General features: G+C 69.8%; 12 protein-coding genes. 2 read left to right on the top strand and 10 right to left on the bottom strand.

Annotation, left to right across the window (positions count from 1 at the left end):
• Positions 1 to 209 precede the first annotated feature (209 nt).
• The gene (locus ACYBSK_RS13655) at positions 210 to 1,745 is read right to left on the bottom strand and encodes an FUSC family protein (RefSeq protein ID WP_460246240.1); all 1,536 of its coding nucleotides are present in this window, start codon (positions 1,743 to 1,745) and stop codon (positions 210 to 212) included.
• Between the two features lie 274 nt (positions 1,746 to 2,019).
• Between ACYBSK_RS13655 and ACYBSK_RS13650 the strand changes: the two genes are divergently transcribed.
• The gene (locus tag ACYBSK_RS13650) at positions 2,020 to 2,979 is read left to right on the top strand and encodes a phosphotriesterase family protein (protein WP_460246239.1); all 960 of its coding nucleotides are present in this window, start codon (positions 2,020 to 2,022) and stop codon (positions 2,977 to 2,979) included.
• Here the strand turns inward: ACYBSK_RS13650 and ACYBSK_RS13645 are convergent.
• The 4 genes from ACYBSK_RS13645 to pulA all read right to left on the bottom strand — a co-directional run bounded on the left by ACYBSK_RS13645 (position 2,951) and on the right by pulA (position 12,635).
• Positions 2,951 to 3,235: a hypothetical protein gene (locus ACYBSK_RS13645; protein ID WP_460246238.1), complete on the bottom strand. Its 285-nt coding sequence runs from the start codon at positions 3,233 to 3,235 to the stop codon at positions 2,951 to 2,953. The genes ACYBSK_RS13650 and ACYBSK_RS13645 overlap by 29 nt on opposite strands.
• A complete protein-coding gene (locus ACYBSK_RS13640; RefSeq protein WP_460246237.1) occupies positions 3,232 to 3,969 on the bottom strand; it encodes an HNH endonuclease family protein in 738 nt (245 codons plus the stop codon). The genes ACYBSK_RS13645 and ACYBSK_RS13640 overlap by 4 nt, the downstream gene beginning before the upstream one ends.
• Positions 3,970 to 4,186: 217 nt before the next feature.
• Positions 4,187 to 7,111 carry a carbohydrate binding domain-containing protein gene (locus ACYBSK_RS13635; protein WP_460247018.1) on the bottom strand — a complete coding sequence of 975 codons (2,925 nt, stop codon included), beginning with the start codon at positions 7,109 to 7,111 and terminating at the stop codon, positions 4,187 to 4,189.
• A gap of 211 nt (positions 7,112 to 7,322) precedes the next feature.
• Positions 7,323 to 12,635, bottom strand: coding sequence for a pullulanase-type alpha-1,6-glucosidase (pulA, locus tag ACYBSK_RS13630; RefSeq protein ID WP_460246236.1), 5,313 nt, complete (start codon positions 12,633 to 12,635; stop codon positions 7,323 to 7,325).
• A 243-nt stretch (positions 12,636 to 12,878) separates the two neighbouring features.
• Between pulA and ACYBSK_RS13625 the strand changes: the two genes are divergently transcribed.
• Entirely contained in the window at positions 12,879 to 14,270 is a 1,392-nt protein-coding gene (locus ACYBSK_RS13625) for an alpha-amylase (RefSeq protein WP_460246235.1), read from the top strand.
• Positions 14,271 to 14,276: 6 nt separating this feature from the next.
• Here the strand turns inward: ACYBSK_RS13625 and ACYBSK_RS13620 are convergent, their stop codons facing one another.
• From ACYBSK_RS13620 to ACYBSK_RS13600, 5 genes are all read right to left on the bottom strand, one after another.
• Complete coding sequence (locus ACYBSK_RS13620; RefSeq protein WP_460246234.1) at positions 14,277 to 14,711, bottom strand: hypothetical protein; 435 nt, start codon at positions 14,709 to 14,711, stop codon at positions 14,277 to 14,279.
• Complete coding sequence (locus ACYBSK_RS13615) at positions 14,696 to 16,357, bottom strand: glycoside hydrolase family 13 protein (RefSeq protein WP_457477175.1); 1,662 nt, start codon at positions 16,355 to 16,357, stop codon at positions 14,696 to 14,698. The genes ACYBSK_RS13620 and ACYBSK_RS13615 overlap by 16 nt, the downstream gene beginning before the upstream one ends.
• A gap of 62 nt (positions 16,358 to 16,419) precedes the next feature.
• Positions 16,420 to 17,340, bottom strand: coding sequence for a sugar ABC transporter permease (locus ACYBSK_RS13610; RefSeq protein ID WP_460246233.1), 921 nt, complete (start codon positions 17,338 to 17,340; stop codon positions 16,420 to 16,422).
• Between the two features lie 19 nt (positions 17,341 to 17,359).
• On the bottom strand, positions 17,360 to 18,352 hold the full coding sequence (locus tag ACYBSK_RS13605; RefSeq protein ID WP_457477173.1) for a carbohydrate ABC transporter permease: 993 nt from the start codon (positions 18,350 to 18,352) through the stop codon (positions 17,360 to 17,362).
• Between the two features lie 96 nt (positions 18,353 to 18,448).
• Positions 18,449 to 19,723: an extracellular solute-binding protein gene (locus tag ACYBSK_RS13600; RefSeq protein WP_457477172.1), complete on the bottom strand. Its 1,275-nt coding sequence runs from the start codon at positions 19,721 to 19,723 to the stop codon at positions 18,449 to 18,451.
• Between the last annotated feature and the right edge of the window lie 247 nt (positions 19,724 to 19,970).

Below are 19,970 nucleotides of genomic sequence, written 5' to 3'. Positions count from 1 at the left end.
AGACGGTAGCAGCGGGTCTAGACCAACCCCCTCCGGCACCCTTCCTCCAACCCCAGCCCTTCCGGCGCTTGAGGAACGGGGCCGGGTCGCCCCCCGATCTTTACAGCCCTTCCGGCACCTGCCGAGCGAGCCCCGGAACGGAACCCCGCCCCATCCAGCCCCTCCGGCGTTTGAGGAGCGGGGTCCGGGGCGGAGCCCCGTGGCGTCGGCTACGCCTCCCGTGCCCCGCGCAGCGGAACCGCCAACTGCACGAGCGCCCGCTCAAGCGCATGCAAATGCACCAGCACCGGATGCCCGACGCCGTCCACCGCCTGCGGCACCGCGACCGCCACACGCCCACCCGGCACATCCGCCACGAGCACCTCGACCGCCGCCTCCACCCGCTGACACGCCGCCGCGAGCCGCGCATCGTGCGACGCCTCGGGGTCCGCCGCGACGGACGCCAGCCCCCGTACCTCCCGCGCACACGCGTCGAGCAGCCCCAGCACCTCCCGCGCCCGCCCCTTCCGCGCCTTCAGCGGACTGAGCGGATGCACGAGCGGTGACAGCGAGAGCCGCACGCGCCCCAGGATGTGCTCCAGCTCGGCCACCCGCGGCGCCGGGTCCGCGCCCTCCTCGCCCGCCAGCCGCGCCGCCGCCTCGGCCGTGCAGGCGTGCACGCACCGCAGCGCCCGCTCGACCCACGCCTCGGTCACGGAGTGCGTGGTGACGGGCATCAGTACCAGCACCGCGAGGACCGCGCCGAGCGAGCCCACCGCCGTCTCGGCCACCCGCAGCGCCAGCAGCGCCGGGTCGAGCACGCCCAGCAACCCGTACAGCATGCTCGCCATGACGGTGACCGCGAGCATCATCCAGGTGTACGAGACGTGCGCCGTGTAGAAGATGCCGAAGACGCTGACGGCGACGATCACGGCCGCCGCCACCGCGTGGTCGTGCAGCGGTACGGCCACGAGGAAGCCGAGCACGATGCCGAGGACCGTGCCGAGGAACCGGCGGAAGCCCCGCACCACCGTCTCGCCGCGCGACGTCGTCGCCACGAACACCCACCACGTGGCGCCCACGGCCCAGTACCACCGCTGGTCGGAGAGCAGCTGCCCGACGCCGAGCGCGAACGCCGCCCCCGCGGTCGCCTGCACGGCCTGCCGCGTCGTGATCCGCGCGAGCCCCGTCCCCCCGGTCGGCGCGGGCACGCCGACGGGCGCCGGGAGCCGGCGCTCGTAGCACCACAGCCCGAACCGGACGAGCGCCGCGGCGCCGAGCGACAGGAGCACGGCGACGTACAGCTCGGGGAGCCGGTCCGGCACGACGTGCAGGAACTGGGCGGCGAAGAACGTCATGAACGCGAAGACGCCGAGGGAGTGCCCGCGCGGCCCCCACCGCCGCGCGTACACCCCCGCCCCGACGACGGCGAGGAACGCGAGGTCGCGGGCGACGGGCGCGTCGTGGAGGACGGCGGCGAGCGCGAGCACGGGCAGGCCCACGAGCGGCAGCAGCGCCGTCGTCACCGCCTGCCCGCGCACGGTGGGGTCGGTGACGGTGAACAGGGCGAGCAGCGCGGCGAGCCCGCCCGTGATCGCCCCCGGCAGCGAGTGTCCGACCGCGCCGCACAGCGCGACGGCGAGCCCGATCCCCAGCACGGCCCGCGTCGCGAACCGCAGCCTGATCCGCCCCGGATCCGCCGCCACGAACGCCTTCCTCAGCAAAGCGTCCCGCCCCTTTCCGTACCGTCCTCGTACCCCTGACATGGAAAAGGCGCCGCGGAGACCCTTCCGGGTCCGCAGCGCCATCGACTGGTGATATTGCAGCATCCAGGGGGCCTGTGGTTCAACAGAGCCCGTGAACGGTGGGCCATTGGCACAGTCGCGAGCAGGTGACCGCGCGCCGCACCGGGCCAACTGCCCACCCCGCCCGCACGTCCCGCACCTTGACGCCCACGGGCCGCCGGCGGGACGCTCGGCACACCTGAATCCGACGTCAACTTGGGCGTCGGCCCCGGAATCCGCAGGGAGTGGTGTGCCGATGGCGGAGGTCTGGACGGTCCGCGGACCGATCGACCCCAGTGCGCTCGGGAACGTGCTCGTGCACGAGCACGTGGTGATCGTGGGCGAGGAGTTCCGGCAGAACTACGCCCCGTGGGACGAGGAGGCCGTCGTCGACGACGCGGTGGCCCAGCTCAACGGGCTCAAGGGGCTCGGCATCGACACGATCCTCGATCCGACGGTCCTCGGCCTCGGCCGGTATCTGCCCCGCATCCAGCGGATCGCCGCGCGCACCGAGCTCAACATCGTCGCGGCGACCGGCCTGTACACGTACAACGATGTGCCGTTCCAGTTCCACTACCAGGGTCCCGGCACGCTCTTCGGCGGCCCCGATCCGCTCATCGACCTGTTCGTGAAGGATCTGACCGAGGGCATCGCCGACACCGGCGTACGCGCGGCCTTCCTCAAGTGCGCCATCGAGGAGCAGGGCCTCACGCCCGGGGTGGAGCGGGCCATGCGGGCGGTCGGCCAGGCGTCGGTGCGCACCGGGGCACCGGTCACCGTGCACACCCACCCCGCCTCGGAGTCGGGACTGGTCGCGCAGCGCGTGCTCGCCGAGGAGGGCGTCGATCTGACGCGCGTCGTGATCGGGCACTCCGGGGACACCGACGACGTCGACCATCTGATGCGGCTCGCCGACGCCGGCTCGTACCTGGGCATGGACCGGTTCGGGCTCGACGCGCCGCTGACGACGGAGCAGCGCGTCGACACCGTCGTCGAGCTGGTGCGCCGCGGCTACACGAACCGGATCACGCTCTCGCACGACGCCTCGTGCGTCATCGACTGGTTCGGTGACGTCGACCGCACCGCGGTCGCCCCGAAGTGGAATTACCGGCACATCAGCGAGGACGTGCTGCCCGCCCTCGCCGACAAGGGGGTGTCCAAGGACGACATCGACACGATGCTTCGGGTCAATCCCCGGCGTTACCTGGAGGGCTGACCGCGCCGCCGCCCCGCTCCACGCGGCGCAGCACCTCCGCGTGCAGGGCCTCCAGGCCCTCGGGCGGCAGCGGGGCCGGGCTGCCGGTGAGCGTGTACCACTCGTCGGCGCCGGTGTACTGGACGGCGATGCGGGCCCGGCCGCCGTCCTCGCGGATGGTGGCGACGGTGAGGTCCCCGGTGACGACGCCGACCTCGTCGGTCATGGCGCCGCCGGGGCCCGCCTTCACGTCGCCCTGCATGCGATCGTCGGTCATGCCGAACACGTCCCCAGCATCGTCGCCAGTTCCGCCTTCTCCGCCTCGGTGACGGTCAGCTCGTACGTCGACTTCACCGACACCCAGGCCCTGCCGTACACGCACCAGTACCCCTTGTCCTCGGGCTGCCACTCGTCGGGGCCCTGGTCGCCCTTGGAGCGGTTGGAGTGGGCGGACACCGCGAGGAGCTGGGGGTGCTCCAGGTCGTTGGCGAAGTCCCGGCGCCGGTCCTGGGTCCACTCGTCGGCGCCGGAGCGCCAGGCGTTGGCGAGCGGCACCATGTGGTCGATGTCGAGGTCCTCGGACTCGGTGAACTTCTCTCCGTCGTAGACGCTCACCCAGGACCCGGACACCGCGCGGCACTCGTCGTCGAGGCGGACGCCGTCGCCGTCGCGCTTGAGCACCGCCTCGCGGGTGTTGCAGCTGTCGCCCTGTTCCCGCCAGTGCGGGAACTTGTCGCGGCTGTAGCCCGACATGGACCCGTGCGGCGCCACCTTCAGCCCGGACAGCTCGTCGCGGGCCTGGTCCGCGCCGGGCAGGCCGGGCAGGTCGCCCTCATCCGAAGAAGCGTTTCCGCTCGCGCTCGCCGACGCCGTGGGCCCCGCGGCCCGCGCCGAGTCGTCGGCCGCGTCGCCGCCCATCCCCTGACATCCCGTGAGCAACAGCGCCGCGAGCGCGGCCGGTGCCACCGAACGGCTCAACTGCCCGACCCTCGTACGTCCCTGAAACCGCATGCCCCGCAACTCGCCTTTCGTCGACCGCTTCGAACACTCGCAGCGTACGGCGCGGTCGACGGGGCGTCAGGGACCGGGGCGCGGCTCCGTGCGTCGGAGCGCGCGCACCCCTGGGCTCAGGCCAGCGGCTCCTGAAGTTCGGTCACCCACTCCTCCCTGTTCTCGGGGCATTCCAGGCTGATCTCCTCCGCCGCGCCGCCGTCGCGCGCTACTCGCGCTACTTCAGATAGGGCCCCGCCGCACCCACCTTTCCGGGCGCCGCGTTCTTCCCGCCCAGGTCGAGGACGTACACCCGCAGGTTGCCCTTGCCGGGGGCGGCGACGGTCAGGGTGCCGTCGGTGACGGTCCTGGTGTCACCGGTGACGGCGTCCTTGTAGGTGCCGTTCGGGATGTTTCTGTACGTGGCGCCGTCGGTGACGGCGACGAGGGCGAAGCTGTCGACGCCGGTCGCGGTGTCGGTGTAGCGGCGCTTGTAGGCCATGTTGCCGGAGATGTCGGCCGTGGAGTACTGGCCCATCTGGAGGGCGGGGACCGCGCGGCGGATCTGGTTGAGCCGCTGGACGTGCTTGACCAACGGCTGGGCCAGGGTGGTGGCGACCGCGCCGGTGGCGCTGGAGACCGTGCCGAAGTCGGAGGCGGTGACGCTGCCCTCCAGTTGGTCGCCGTAGTAGGCGCGGCCGGTGGTCGCGAGGGCGCACGTGGTGCCGCAGTCGATCTTCTGGCCCTTCTGGAACTCGGTCTCCGAGCCGTAGTACAGCGTCGGGATGCCGCGGAACGTCCACATCAGGGACATGTTCTCGGCCCACGCGTCGGTGCCGCCCGCGTAGCGTTCGCTGCTCTTGTTGGGGCCGTAGTCGTGGCTGTCGACGTAGACGACGTTGTAGGTGGCGTCGTTGGTCGAGTCGTCGGAGTCCTTGCCGTTGTTGTAGGCGTTGGAGGCGTCGCCGAAGTTCATGTGCATGCGCATGTCGATGATGTTCATGCCGGAGAACCTGCTGTGGTCGGGTGTGTGGTAGCTGTTGCCGTCGAGGAAGGCGTTGGTGGACGTGGGCTGGTTGCCGGTGCCCATGCCGTTCTCGTAGTCGTACTGCTCGATGGCGGCCTTCCCGTCGTCGGCGGAGTACTCCTTGCGCTCCTTCCATGTGTAGAACTGGGCGGAGTGGTTCACCGAGCCCCGGTTCCACTTGTCGTTGACGAAGGCCGCGACCTCGCCGAAGACGAAGAAGTCCTTGGCCTTCGCGGCTCCGAAGCGCTGGGTGACGCGTTCCTCGATCGCGGGCAGGAAGCGTCGGTTCCAGGTGACGCGCGGGATGTGCACGGCGGTGTCGACGCGGAAGCCGTCGACGCCCATGTCGATGTACTTGTTGTAGGCGCCGATCAGATAGTTCTGCACCTGGGTGTTCTCGGTGTTGAAGTCGGCGAGGTCCTCGTGCAGCCAGCATGAGCGGGAGTCCTCGCCCTCCCAGTTCCCGATCCAGCACTGGTGGTAGAGGGACTTGGGGAACATGCCAGACGTGGGGCTCGGCCACTGGCAGTTGTAGATGGTGTAGCCCTCGGGGCTCTTGGCGCCGGTGGGCTTGCCCCAGTTGAGGCAGGTGTTGCCGGTCGGCTCGGCCGTCGACCACATGTCGCCGTTGTAGTACGACTTGCCGGAGACCGGTTCCACGGTCAGGCCGTCGTACTCGAAGCCGTCCTGCTTCTGGTCGTAGTACCAGCTCCACTGGGAGTCGCGGACGCCGTACACGGTGGGTGTGTACAGGCCCTTGGCGCCCCAGCGGGAGGAGTGGTTGTAGACGACGTCCTGGTAGATCTTCATGCCCTTGGCGTGGGCGGCGTCGATGAGGTCCTGGTAGGAGGCGCCGGCGGATTCGAGGCGTGGGTCGACCTTGTAGAAGTCGTAGCCGTGGTACCCGTGGTAGTCGTAGTCGGAGCGGTTGAGGACGACCGGGGTGATCCAGACGGCGGACATGCCGAGGCCCTTGATGTAGTCGAGCTTGTCGACCAGGCCCTTGAAGTCACCCCGGAACATGGGGTCGTTGTGGGCGGCGTTGCTGGTCTTGGTGTGCTGGCTGCCGCCGCGGTTGTTGGAGCTGTCGCCGTCGTGGAAGCGGGCGGTGAGGACGAAGTAGATGGGGTCCTTGCGGGGGTCGCCGCCGAGCGGGGTGCCCGTGGTCTGCGCGGGCTTCGTGCCGGTGGTGGCCTTGGCCTCGGCGCTCGCCGCCGAGACGTTGCCGGCCGCGTCGAGGGCCTTGACCGTGTAGGTGTACGCGGTCTTCTCCTCAAGTCCCGTGTCCGAGTACACCGTTGAGGTGACGGGGACGACGGTGGTGCCCTTGGTGCCGCCGCTGCGGGTGACCTGGTAGCCGGTCACGCCGGTGTCGTCGGTGGCCGCGTCCCACGTGAGGACGACGGCGGTGCCGGTCGCGGCGGCCTTGACGTTGCCCGGCGCGGTGGGCGCCTCGGTGTCGGGTTCGGCCGCCGCGCACGGGTCCTTGGCGCCCTTGGTGGCGGCGCCGCCCTTGACCGTGTTGAGGCCCTGGCCGAGCTGGTAGTTGGCGCCGTTGTTGTTGTCCCAGGTGCCGTTGCCGTTGTTGAAGGTGGCCTGCCAGGTCGTGGCCGTTCCGAGGTCGACGGTCTTCTTGACCCACCCCGTGCACGCCACCTCCATGCCCGTACCGGGCGCGGTGGTCCATGAGCCACCGGTCGGGGCCCAGTGCAGGTTCGTGACGGCCCAGGTGGTGGTCGTGGTGTCGTAGTACACGGTCGCGGAGTTGCCCTCGACGGGTCCGGCGTCGGCACACGGGTCGCTGTGGGCGACGACGCCGTCCTTGACCGTGATCAGGCCGGTGCCCAACTGGTAGTTCTTGCCACCGTTGTTGTCCCAGGTGCCGTTGCCGTTGTTGAAGGTGGCCTGCCAGCTGGTCGCCGTACCGAGGTCGACGGTCTTCTTGACCCACCCCGTGCACGCCGCCTCCATGGCGACGCCGGGCGCGGTGGTCCAGGAGCCACCGGTCGGGGCCCAATGCAGCTTGTAGGCCGACCAGTTGGTACTGGTCGTGGAGTAGTAGACGGTCGCCGTGCCGGTGGCGGCGGCCCGTGCCGTCGTGGCGCCGAACGGGGCGCCGGGCAGGAGGGTCACCACGAGTGCGGCGACGACGGAGAGGACGGTTCCCACCAGACCTCTGCGGGGGACGCGGGCTCTGCGCGGCCCGGGGCGTGTGCGTGGTCGTACGGAGCGGCTCACATGGACTCCTCGGTGAGGGGCCGCGACGGTGCGGCCGTCGGGAGGGGTGGAGCACGTCCGGCCGCCCCCTCGTGCTCCTGACAGGGGACGGCCGGACGGATCGGTGGGGTCAGCGGCTGAAGACCGCGACCGTACGCGCGGGCACCTCGAAGGTGCCGGAACTCTTGCTGTACGAAGCCGACTTCACGGCCTGGTCCGAGCCACCGGCCTGCACGGGATGCAGCCGGTACCCCTCCCCCGCGAGACCGTCGACCGTCTGCTTCTGCCGCTCCGGGGTCGCGTTGAACACGACCACGAGGTCACCGAGGCGCATCGTGATGACACCCGGTGTCTCGTCCTTGCCGGAGAGCGGGAAGGACAGGTCCCGCTGCACCTGGCCGGCCGTCGACAGGTGGAAGGCCGGTTCGGCCGTGCGGATCCTCAGCAGGTCCTGGTAGGCCCGGGACGCGCCCTCGATCTGCGCACAGCCCGGCACCTTCACCGACGCCAACAGGGGCTTCGCATACGGCCACTTGTCCTTGTTGTCGGCGGCCATCGGCAGCCCCCGGCCGAAGCCGTTGCCCGCCCGGCAGTCCCAGTGGATCGCGTTGAACCAGTCACCGCTGTCGTAGGAGTTGCGGTCCAGGGACTTCGAGCGCAGCAGGTCGGTGCCCGCCTGGGAGAGCGCCGGGCCCTGGGAGAGCGCCGCCGTCGCCATCGCGAGGACCTGCATGCGGGAGCGGTCCGCCGTGGACGTCGACGCGGGCAGCTTGTACGTCAGCGTGTCGTACAGCGACTCGTTGTCGTGCGCGTCGGCGTAGGCGAGGGCGTCACCGGGAGCGTCCGCGTACCCGGCGGGCGCGCCATTGTAGTCGACGTCGGAACCCTTCACCTTCGCGCCTGCCGTGTCGGTGAACTCGTACGCCGCGAGGTTCCCCGACAGGCCCACCTTGATGAGGTCCTGGTAGTGCAGCAGGCGGGCCTTCTGCTCGGCCTCCGTGCCGTTCGCCTTGGAGGTGTTGGGGTCGGTGTAGAGGCCGGACGCGAAGCCCTGCACGCCCGGGTCCTCGTCGAACGGCGAGCCGCCGCGCACGGCGTCGCGCGCCCGGTCGGAGAAGGTGGCGATGCCGGTGCCCGCCATGTTCTTCTGCGTGGCCTGCTCGAAGCGGGCGTCGTCGGCGATCTCGCCGAAGTTCCAGCCCTCCCCGTAGAGAATGATCCTCTTGCCGTCGACGCCGTCCTTCTCCATGGTCAGGGCGTCGAGGGCCTTGCGGACCGCGAGGATGTTGGCCTTGGGGTGGTGCCCCATGAGGTCGAAGCGGAAGCCGTCGACCTTGTACGCGCGGGCCCAGGTGACGATCGAGTCGACGACCAGCTTGCCCATCATGGTGTTCTCGGGCGCCGTGTTGGAGCAGCAGGTGGAGTTCGCCACCGAGCCGTCGGCCATGAGCCGCTGGTAGTAGCCGGGCACGACCCGGTCCAGGACGGACGTCCTGTCCTGTCCTGCGGACGCCGTGTGGTTGTAGACGACGTCCATGACGACCCGCAGGCCGTCGTCGTTCAGCGACTTGACCATCTCGCGGAACTCGACGGTGCGCCGCGTCCCGTCCGGGTCGCTCGCGTAGGAGCCCTCGGGAACGGTGTAGTGGTACGGGTCGTAGCCCCAGTTGTAGGCGTCCTTGCCCGCGGTCTTGCCGACGCACTCCTGCTGCTGGTCGCTGTCGGGTGCGGAGGACTTCAGGTCGCAGTCGGGGGTGGCCTGTTCGGACCTCTTCTCCGGGATCGTGGCGATGTCGAAGGCGGGGAGCAGGTGCACGTAGGAGGTGCCGGACTTCGCGAGCTCGCGAAGGTGCTTCGAGCCGTCGCTGTTCTTGTCGGTGAAGGCGCGGTAGGTGCCCCGGTCCTTCGCCGGGGTCGTGGTGTCCTCCACGGAGAAGTCCCGGACGTGGAGTTCCTGGATCTGCGCGTCCTTCATCGGCGTGGCCTCGGGCTTCGTCAGCCCCGCCCAGCCCTTCGGCGCGAGGGACCGGTCGTCGAGGTCGACGACGAGGCTGCGCTCGGAGTTCGCGGTCAGTGCCACGGAGTACGGGTCGGTGACCTTGTTCGTGACGAGCTTCTGGACGCTGGGCGCCCACACCCGCACGGCGTACCGGTACTCCTTGCCGCGCCAGGCGGACGCGCTCCCGGTCACGGACCAGACGCCGCTTTTGCCGTCCCGGCGCATCGCGACGGGCTTCCCGCCGAGTTCGAGGGACACCTCGCGGGCGGTCGGCGCCCACACCGACAGGGTGACCTTGCCGTTCTTGAACACCGGGCCGAGGGCCGCCTTCTTTGCGGCGTCCCCGTAACGGTCGTCGAGCACGCCCGCCGTCTGCACACCGGTCGCGGCGAGCAGCGCCCCGTTCGCCGCGCGCTGCGTGGCGATGAGCTGGCCGCGCAGCGCGTCGCGCACCCGGTCGCGGTCGCGCGCGTCCACGGTGAACGCCGGGTAGTCCTTGAGGTGCGGGTACTTCTCCTTCTGCGCGTCGGTGAGGCCCCCCGGGTTCAGGCGCAGCCACCGGCCCTCGCTGGTCAGGGCGCCGTCCTCGACCCCGATGCCGCCTTCCGGCGCGTACACCAGCTGCTGGCTGGTGGCGGCGGTCTCCTTCACCTTCCAGACGACGGTGTCGGAGTCGATCCACTGCGCCTCGGCCTTCGACAGGTCGAGGTCGGCGCCCGCGTTCACGGACGGGAGGAGGTAGTTGGTGTCTCCGGAGTTGAGCCACACCTCCTTGCCGTAGGTGGCGAGGTCGAGGCTGCGGTCCGTGGGGATGTCCTTCTCGTCGCCCTTGTGGAGGATGTAGCTCAGCGTCGTCGCGCCGTCGGCGAGCGGCACCTCGAAGATCAGGCCGTAGGCGTCCTTGCCGGTGGGCTGGAGCGGCCTCGACCAGTCCGTCGGGGTGGCCGCGCCGGTCCAGGTGTGCAGGCCCCAGCCGTCGTAGTCGCCGTCGGCGCGGTGCACGTGGACGACGGCCTTCTTCGCGTCCTGCGGCGGGTAGGCGCCGTCGGGTCTGGTCGCGGACTGCTCGTCCTTGCCCTGCTCGACCCAGACCTCGCCGGTCCTCCCGAGGTCGACGGTGCGCTGCGGGCCGTCGGCGGTCCCGGACTTCTCGACGGTGTACGTCATCGAGGCCGCGCCGTCGGGCACCTTCACCCAGGCGAAGGCGCCGTACGCGTCCCGGCCGACGAACGCGGCGGACGTGTCACCGGACTTCAGGGTCCAGCCGTCGTAGTCGCCGTCCGCGCGCTTGTAGTGGACGACGGCGTAGTCGCGGTCCACGGCCGTCGGCTTCTCGGGCGCGGGCGCCTTCCCCGCCGTGGTGTCGGCGAGGGCGCTCGCGGTGCGTCCGGCGCGGTCCACCACCACCGCCTTGTACCGCAGGGGCGTTCCGGCCGTCACCGTGTCCGGCACCCGCTGTGTGATGCGGTACGGGGCGTGGTCGACGGAGCCGAGGGTGCGCCACGGGCCGCCCCCGACCTGTGCGGCGAACACGACGCGGGCGGAGGAGGTGTCGCCGGGGTCGGCGGAGAGGGTGACCGTGCCGGTGGCTCCGGCGGCGGGCGCCTTCAGGGACAGCGTGGGCTTCGCGTCGGGCGCGGGGAGCTTCGACTCGGCGCGCAGGACGAGCGAGGACAGCGCGGGCACGGTGACCTTCACGCGCCCGTCGGACGCCTTCTCGACGCCCGTTGCGCCGTACAGGGCGCGGAACGCGGCGGACTCGACGGGCAGCTCGACCGTCTTCGCCTCGCTCGCGTTGTTGACCGCGACGACGTACTCCCGCTGGTCGCCGGTGCGGGAGAACGCGTACACGGAGTCCTTCGCGTACAGCTCCTTCTGCGTCCCGTCGGCGAGCGCCGGATGGTCCTTGCGGAGCTTCGACAACGCGGCGATGGACTCGAACAGCTGGTGCTCGGTGTCGTAGGCGGCGTCGGCATGGGTGCGGTCGGTGCCGAGTTCGTCGTCGTCGAGGTAGTCGGCGACCTTCGAGGCGAACATGGTCTGCCGGGCGTCCTTGTCGCCGCCGGCGCCCGTGAAGCCCTGTTCGTCGCCGTAGTAGACGACCGGGTTGCCGCGGGAGAGGAACATCAGCTCGTTGGCGAGCCGGTCCCGCTTCACCAGTTCCGCGTCCGACGCCTTCGGGTTGTCGGCCTTGAGGAAGGTGCCGATGCGCCCCATGTCGTGGTTGCCGAGGAACGTGACCTGCTCGTACGCGTTCGCCTTGTCGGAGGCGTACTTGTAGTCGTCGGCGAAGACCCTGGCGAGTTTGTCGGCGGAGGCGCCCTGCGAGGCGTAGGCGCGGGCGGCGTCCTGGAACGGGAAGTCGAGCGTCGCGTCGAGGCGGCCCTGGGTGACGTACGGGGCGGTGACGTCGGTGTCGGCGGAGTAGACCTCGCCGAACATGAAGAAGTCCTTGCGGCCGTGCGCGGCGGCGTACTTGTCGAGCGCCGTCGCCCACTGCGTCCAGAAGTCCATGTCCACGTGCTTGGCGGTGTCGATGCGGAAGCCGTCGACGTCGAAGTCCCGCACCCACTTCTCGTAGATCTTCTCCATGCCGGAGACGACCTCGGGGCGTTCGGTCCACAGGTCGTCGAGGCCGGAGAAGTCGCCGTAGGTGGTGGACTCGCCCTCCCAGGTCGAGTCACCCCGGTTGTGGTACATCGTCGGGTCGTTGAGCCACGACGGCACCATCTCGCCGGTGCTCTTCGGCGTGTACGGGAAGGAGTCGGCGTCGACCTTCCTCATCGACGCGGCGTCGTCGAAGGGACGGCCCTCGGTGTCGAGGTACGGGTAGGCGCCCTTGGTGCGGTAGCCGTACTTCTTCTCCGCGTAGTCGACGGTGTCGGCGGTGTGGTTGGTGATGACGTCGAAGAAGACCTTCATGCCCTTGGCGTGCGCCTTGGATATGAGGGTCTTGAGGTCGGCGTTGCTGCCGAAGTGCGGGTCGACCTGGGTGAAGTCGGTGATCCAGTAGCCGTGGTAGCCGGCCGAGGCGTCCTTGCCCTCGCCCTGCACGGGCTTGTTCTTGAAGATCGGCGCCAGCCAGATCGCGGTGGTCCCGAGGTCCTTGATGTAGTCGAGGCGGTTCGTCAGGCCCTTGAGGTCACCGCCCTGGTAGAAGCCCTTGTCCGTCGGGTCGTGGCCGGTCGCGAGGCGGGAGCCGGTGAGGCCGCCCTCGTCGTTGCCGGTGTCGCCGTTGGCGAAGCGGTCCGGGAGCACGAAGTAGTACTGCTCGCGGGTGAGGTCGTGGCGGGCCGGCTCGGTCGCGAGTTTCGCGTCCGAGGGCGGGGCCGGGGGCGCGGCGGCACGGGCCGCCAGGGGCTGGGCAAGCGTCACGAGGAGCGCGGCGGCCGCGGTGTACGCGGCGGTCCGTCTCGGAGTCGTAAGGCGGGATCTGCGGCTCAAGGCGTGAACTCCTCGCGGAATCAGGGCTCTTGGATGCGCACCCCGGGGCCGGGGAGGCGGACCCCGGTGCGCCGCGTGACGGTATCGCTTGCGGCAACTTTGCTGCAAGAGTCGTGAAAGACACGGCAAGAATTTTCAGCACCGGTCTTGACGTGACCTTCTCAACTGACACACGCTCACGACGCGCCATCTGAGACACCGACCGCCCCACAGGGCCGGACACCCCACATTCAGGAGCCGCACATGCCCCCCATGCACCGCACCGCCCTGCCGCTGGCCGTCGCCGCGCTGAGTCTCGGCGGGGTCCTCACCCCGTCCGCCGCGGCCGCCGACACCGGCACCCCCAACGGTGATGTCATCGCCAATCTCTGGCAGTGGAACTGGGCCTCCGTCGGCAAGGAGTGCACCGACACCCTCGACCCGGCGGGCTACGGCGCCGTCCAGGTCGCGCCGCCCCAGGAGTCCCTCAAGCAGGCCGACCGCTTCTGGTGGGACGTCTACCAGCCGTACTCGTACGAGCTCGACAGCCGCTTCGGCAGCGCGAGCGACTTCAAGGCCATGGTCGACACCTGCCACGCCGCGGGCATCGAGGTCTACACGGACGCCGTCATCAACCACACGGCCGCCCAGACCGGCACCGGCTACGCGGGCACCACCGTCTCCAACAAGTACGACACCCCGGACTACGACCCGGCGGACAGCGACGACTGCACCAAGACCATCTCCAACTGGTCGGACCAGTACGAGGTCCAGCACTGCGAGCTGCTCGGCCTGCCCGACCTCGACACCTCCGAGTCGGGGGTCCGCGAGAAGATCGCCGGGTTCCTCAACAAGCAGATCGACCTGGGCGTCGACGGGTTCCGCGTCGACGCCGCCAAGCACATCCCCAAGGAGGACCTGAGCGCCATCGTCGGCGCCCTGCACACCACGACCGCGGGCGACGCCCCGTACATCACGCAGGAGGTGTATCCGGGCACACCGCCCTCGACCGGCGACTACTACGGCAACGGGGACGTCCTCGACTTCACGTACGCGGCCGCCATGAAGTCCCAGTTCGGCGGCGGCGACATCGCCAACCTGGCGTCCTTCGGCTCCAGTTGGGGCCTCGCCGACGAGGCGCACTCCAACAGTTTCGTCACCAACCACGACACCGAGCGCAACGGCTACACGCTCAGCTACAAGGACGGCGCGACCGCCACTCTCGCCAACGTCTTCCAACTGGCGCGCGGCTACGGCCGGCCCACGGTCTACGCGGCGTGGAAGTTCGACCAGAGCGACGAGGCGCCGCCGAACGACGGCAGCGGTGTCGTCACCGCCACCGACTGCGCGGGCGACTGGGCGTGCCTGGACCGGGACGCCGCGATCACCGGGATGGTGGGCTGGCACAACAAGGCGGCCGGTACGTCGGTGACCGACTGGCAGTCCCCCGCTTCCAACGTGATCGGCTTCGGACGCGGCGACGTCGGCTTCGTCGCCCTGAACAACTCGTCGTCCGCCCACACGCACACGTACACGACGAGCGTGCCCGACGGCACGTACGACAACGTGGCCGGCGACGGCTCGGTGACCGTCAGCGGCGGCAGGGCGGAACTCACGGTGCCCGCGAAGGGCGCGGTGGCGTTCCACGTCGCCTGATCGGGTTCAGCGGGGGTCGCGCGAGCGCCGCACCGCCCACGTCACGTAGGCGGTCGCGGCGGCGACGGCGAGCGCGCCGCCGTAGCCGAACACCATCGCGTGCTCGGGCGGCGCCTCGCCGAAGTGGGCCGATCCGGTGGCGGAGACCCAGACACGCACCGGGGAGCGGACGACCTCGTCCTCGACCGGCTCGTCGAAGAACCCCTTCTCCGCGAGGCCGTGCACGACACCGTGCACGGCCTCTTCGCGCGGCGACATCCAGGTGAACGCCTCACTCGTGTTCGGGTCCCCCACTTGGTACGCGGTGGACCAATACCCCCGCACATAGGCGAGGTTGGCCACCAGCGCATGGCGGAGCGGCAGTGCGAAAGCGGTCAGGACGACCACCCACACCACCGCTCGCACCACCCGCCGCACCGTCACGGTCAGGCAGTCTGCCACCACACCGTCGTGTCCGCCGGGAGGGTGACGTGGCCGCCGTCGACGGTCACCGGCGCCGAGGAGAGCAGGACCTCGCCCGGGGCCGGGATGCGGACCGCCGCGCCCGTCGTGTTGACCGTGCAGGCGAAGCCGGGGCGCTCGAAGTGGAGCACGCCCCGCGGCGCGTCCCCGTGCCACTTGACGCTGTCGCCGGCGCCGAGGCCCGGCGTGGTGCGGCGCACGGCGAGCGCCGAGCGGTACATCTCCAGCGTGGAGTCCGGGTCGCCGGTCTGCGCCTCGACGCTCAGCTCGCCCCACGTGTCGGGCTGCGGCAGCCAGCTGCCACCGTCACCGAAGCCGTACGAGGATCCGGTGCGGGTCCACGGGATCGGCACCCGGCAGCCGTCGCGGAAGCCGTCCTGGCCCTCGGCGCGGAAGTACGAGGGGTCCTGGCGCACCTCGTCGGGCAGGTCGGTGACGTCGGGCAGGCCCAGCTCCTCGCCCTGGTAGATGTACGCCGAGCCGGGCAGGGCGAGCATCAGCAGGGTGGCGGCGCGGGCGCGGCGCAGGCCGAGTTCGCGGTCGCCGGGGGTGCGGATCTGCGTGCCGCCGGGCGGGTTGGCGTAGCGGGTGGCGTGCCGGGTGACGTCGTGGTTGGACAGCACCCAGGTGGCGGGGGCGCCGACGGGGCGCATCGCGTCCAGCGAGCTGTCGATGATCTCGCGCAGCCCCTCGGCGTCCCACGGGGCGCCCAGGTACTGGAAGTTGAAGGCCTGGTGCAGCTCGTCGGGGCGGACGTAGTTGGCGGTGCGCTCGACGGTCGGCGTCCACGCCTCGGCGACGAAAATGCGCTCGCCGTCGTATTCGTCGAGGATCGTGCGCCACGAGCGGTAGATCTCGTGGACGCCGTCCTGGTCGAAGAACGGCATGACGTCGTTGCCGAGGAGCTTCAGCTGGTCGTGGCCGCCGATGTCGGGCAGGCCCGCCGCCTTGACGAGGCCGTGGGCGACGTCGATCCGGAAGCCGTCGACGCCCATGTCCAGCCAGAAGCGCAGGATGGAGCGGAACTCGTCGGCGACCGCCGGGTGCTCCCAGTTGAGGTCGGGCTGCTCGGGGGCGAAGAGGTGGAGGTACCACTCGCCGTCGGGGAGCCGGGTCCAGGCGGGGCCGCCGAAGATGGACTCCCAGTCGTTGGGCGGCAGTTCACCGTCCGCGCCCTTGCCGGGGCGGAAGTGGTAGCGGTCGCGCAGCGGCGAGCCGGGGCCGTCGGCGACCGCCCGCTTGAACCACTCGTGCTGGTCGGAGGAGTGGTTGGGGACGAGGTCGACGATGATGCGCAGGTCGAGCGCGTGCGCGTCCCGGATCACCGCGTCGGCGTCGAGCAGGGTGCCGTACATGGGGTCGACGGCCCGGTAGTCGGCGACGTCGTAGCCGCCGTCGGCCTGCGGCGAGGCGTAGAACGGGGACAGCCACACCGCGTCCACGCCCAACTCGCGCAGGTGCGGCAGGCGTCGGCGGATGCCTTCGAGGTCGCCGGTGCCGTCGCCGTCGCTGTCCGCGAAGCTGCGCGGATAGACCTGGTAGATGACCGCGTCCCGCCACCAGTCGGAGGCCTGGCGGGTCGTGGTGGCAGACGTCGTCGTCGCGTCCGTGGGGTGCTGACTCATGGTGTCCTTGCTGCGTGAGGGGCTGGCAACTGGTCGGTTCGGGGCGGCAGTTGGTCGGAAGGTCAGCCCTTGGTACCGCCGGCGGTGAGGCCGGTGACCAGGTGCTTCTGGACAAGGTAGAAGAAAGCGGTCACCGGGATGGCGATCAACACCGCGGTCGCGGCCATCAGGTTCCACTGCGCGTCGTGCTCGCTGACGAAGCTCTGGAGGCCGATCGCGAACGTGTACTTGGTGTCACTGAGCATGAACGTGGAGGCGAAGGCCACCTCGGCGAACGCCGTGATGAAGGCGTAGAACGCGGCGACGGCGATGCCCGGCTTGGCGAGCGGCAGGATGAGCCGCCAGAAGGTGCCGAAGGGGCTGAGCCCGTCGATCCGCCCCGCCTCGTCGATGTCGGCGGGGATCGTGTCGAAGTAGCCCTTCAGCAGCCACGTGCAGTACGGCACGATCGTCGTGCAGTTGACGAGGATCAGGCCCTGGTAGGTGTCGATGAGACCGAGCTCCGAGAAGATCTCGTAGATCGGCACGATCAGGACGGCGATCGGGAACGCCTGCGTGAGCAGCAGCACCCACATCAGCGAGCGGTAGCCGGGGAAGCGCATCCGCGAGACGGCGTAGCCGGTGGTCGCCGCGAACAGCACACCGACGATCGTGGTGCCGAGCGCCACGATCATCGTCGACGCGGTCCAGTTGAAGAAGTTGGTGTGCTGGAGGACGTACGCGTAGTTGTCCAGCGTCGCCTTGCCCGCGATCCCCTCGGGGTGCAGGTAGTCGTCCTTGTCGGGGCCGAGCGACAGATAGACCAGCCACACGACGGGGAACAGCGCGACAAGACTGGCGACGGCGAGGACGCCGTGGCTGAGGGCCTTCGCGAGCGGGCTGCGCTCACCGCGCCGGCGTACGGGGCGGGTGGGGTCCGTGGCTGCTCGCGCCGAGCGCTGCGCGGGCACCTGCGATGCGGAGGGAGTCGTAAGTGTGCTCATGGTGTCGGCTCCTGCGGCGTCAGACGGCGAGCTGCTCATTGCGCTTCAACCAGCGGTAGTAGAAGGACGTGAAGACGGTGAGGATCGACAGCAGCAGTACGCCGTAGGCGGCGGACTGCGCGAAGTCCCGCGGTTGCTGCCCGAAGCCGAGCCGGTAGGCCCAGGTCACGAGGATCTGCGCGTCCGGTGCCGTGTTGCCGAAGAGCAGGAAGATGATCGCGAACTGGTTGAACGTCCAGATGATGCCGAGCAGGACGACGGTCGAGCTGACCGACCGCAGGCCCGGCAGGGTGATGTGCCGGAAGCGCTGCCAGGCGTTCGCGCCGTCCATCTCCGCGGCCTCGTACAGCGCGGAGTCGATGGACTGGAGGCCGCCGAGCAGGGAGATCATCATGAACGGCACACCGCACCACGTGTTGACGAGGATCGCGGCGATGCGCTGGAAGGAGGGGTCCTCCAGCCAGCTCGGCTGGGGCAGATGCAGTGACCCGAGGGCCACGTTGATGATCCCGGAGTCGGCGAGCATGATGCGCCACGCGAAGACGGTGACGAACGTCGGGACCGCCCACGGCAGGATCAGCAGCAGCCGGTAGAAGGTGCGTCCGCGCAGCTTCTCGTTGAGCAGCAGCGCGAGGCCGAGCCCGATGCAGTAGTGCAGGGCGACACAGACCGCGGTCCACACGATGGTCCACACGAAGTGCGACCAGAAGCGGTCGTAGGCGGAGGGGCCCCACAGGATGTCGGCGTAGTTGTCGAGGCCGATGAACTCGTAGGTGGCCTCGATGTGGTTGACGCCGATGGTGCGCGCCGAGTTGAGGCTGTTGGCGTTGGTCAGCGTCAGATAGAAGCCCCGCATCAGGGGGTAGAGGACGAGGACGCCGAGGACGACGACGACCGGGGCGATCATCGCGTACGCGTACCAGTACGTGCGGTACGAGTCCTTCAGGCGCCGGAGCGGTCCCGGGCGCGGCGCGCGGTTCTTGGCGGCCGGTCGGTCGGCGGCGAGGGTCATGCGGGGCACCTTCTGAATTGGGCTGCGGCAGGGCGATGCCGGTTCGCACCTTCCCCCCTGGAGATGCGAACCGGCAGCGGTGTCAGGACACTCGGGTCACTTGGAGAAGCCGGGCAGGAGCTTGGCGAACGAGGTCTCCAGGGTGCTCACGCCCTTGTCCAGGGACTCCTTGCCGGTGGCGATCTTCGGCAGCTCCTGGTCCATCGGCGTCCACAGCGAGCTGTACTCGGGCAGCTCGGGCCGCGGCTGGGCGGCGGTCAGCACCTTCTGGTAGCCGGCGATGCCGGGGTCGGCGGTGACCTTCGCGGTGAACGCGTCCTCGCGGGTGGGCAGCGTCGAGTTCTTCAGGGCGATCTGCTCCTGCGTCTTCGCCGACGTCATCCACTTCACGAACTTCAGCGAGGCCTCCTGGTGGGCCTTGTCCGAACCCGCGTACACGGACAGGTTGTGGCCGCCGGTCGGGGCGCCCGGCTTGCCGGCGGAGCCGGCCGGGACGGTCGCGATGCCGAGGTTCTTCTTGTCCTTGAACGCCGAGCCCTTGTAGAAGTTCGTGATCTCCCACGGGCCCTGGACGATCGAGGCGACCTTGCCGTTCACGAACGCGTCCTGGATGTGCGCGTACGCGTCCGCCGTGGCGTCGGCCTTGTGCAGGCCCTTGCCGTCGAACAGGCCCTGCCACTCGGTGAGGCCCTTCTTGGCCTCGGCGGAGCCGATGGTGATCTTCTTGCCGGCGGCGTCGACGGTGTCGGTGCCCTCGCCGAACAGGAACGGCTGGGCGTAGTAGCCGGCCGTGGAGCCCCAGTAGCCGTCGGCGCCGGTCTTGTCCTTGACCTTCGCCGCGTCCTTCTTCAGCTGCTCCCAGGTGGTGGGCGCCTCGGTGATGCCCGCCTTCTCGAACAGTTCCTTGTTGTAGACGAAGGCGAGGGTGTCGGTGACCAGCGGGACACCGTAGGTCTTGCCGTCGAACTGGGCCTGCTTGATGAGGGACGCCTGGAACTTGTCCTTGTCGGCGAGCGCCTCGGTGCCGTCGAGCGGCAGCAGGTAGCTCTTCTTGGCGAACGCGGGCGTCCAGCCGACCTCGGCGCGCAGCACGTCCGGGGCGCCGCTCGCGGCGGCGGCCGTGTCGAACTTGTTCTGCGCCTGGTCGAAGGGCACGTTGACGTACTTGACCTTGATGTCGGGGTTGGCCTTGGTGAACTGCTTGGCCAGCGCCTTGTACGTGGGTGCCTCGTTGGTCGCGTTCGACGTGTCCCACCACGTGATGGTGACCGGGCCCGACGCCTTGTCGCCGCTGTCGTCACTTCCACCGCAGGCCGTCGCCGCGAGTGCGAGGGACGCCACCACCGCGGTGGCCACTATGCCACGCCGCATGAGAACTCCTAGAGGGTTGGGCCCGACTGAGCGACGTGAACGTAACAGCGCTGCAAGCCCGAGGAAAGACCTTGCTGAAAAAATTTGCAGAGCCGAGCTGCGGTTATGGGTTCGTGACCTCCAAGTACGGGCGACTTGCGGGTACTTCTGCCCGGTTAAGTGGGCTTTTGCGGCGCTGCAAGGACCTGCAAGGTCTTGCCACGAGGCGGTGTCACGGGGATCATCGGGGGTCTTGCCCCCACTTGGC

The organism is Streptomyces sp. BYX5S (assembly GCF_054724165.1).
Note: the sequence above shows the minus strand (reverse complement) of the source record. Positions and strands in the feature narration are given on the sequence as shown.

Bases quoted from the DNA above. Each gene is read 5' to 3' on its own strand.
- ACYBSK_RS13655 (WP_460246240.1), bottom strand. From the start codon at position 1,745: ATGTCAGGGGTACGAGGACGGTACGGAAAGGGGCGGGACGCTTTGCTG.
- ACYBSK_RS13650 (WP_460246239.1), top strand. From the start codon at position 2,020: ATGGCGGAGGTCTGGACGGTCCGCGGACCGATCGACCCCAGTGCGCTC.
- ACYBSK_RS13645 (WP_460246238.1), bottom strand. From the start codon at position 3,235: ATGACCGACGATCGCATGCAGGGCGACGTGAAGGCGGGCCCCGGCGGC.
- ACYBSK_RS13640 (WP_460246237.1), bottom strand. From the start codon at position 3,969: ATGCGGTTTCAGGGACGTACGAGGGTCGGGCAGTTGAGCCGTTCGGTG.
- ACYBSK_RS13625 (WP_460246235.1), top strand. From the start codon at position 12,879: ATGCCCCCCATGCACCGCACCGCCCTGCCGCTGGCCGTCGCCGCGCTG.
- ACYBSK_RS13615 (WP_457477175.1), bottom strand. From the start codon at position 16,357: ATGAGTCAGCACCCCACGGACGCGACGACGACGTCTGCCACCACGACC.
- ACYBSK_RS13610 (WP_460246233.1), bottom strand. From the start codon at position 17,340: ATGAGCACACTTACGACTCCCTCCGCATCGCAGGTGCCCGCGCAGCGC.
- ACYBSK_RS13605 (WP_457477173.1), bottom strand. From the start codon at position 18,352: ATGACCCTCGCCGCCGACCGACCGGCCGCCAAGAACCGCGCGCCGCGC.
- ACYBSK_RS13600 (WP_457477172.1), bottom strand. From the start codon at position 19,723: ATGCGGCGTGGCATAGTGGCCACCGCGGTGGTGGCGTCCCTCGCACTC.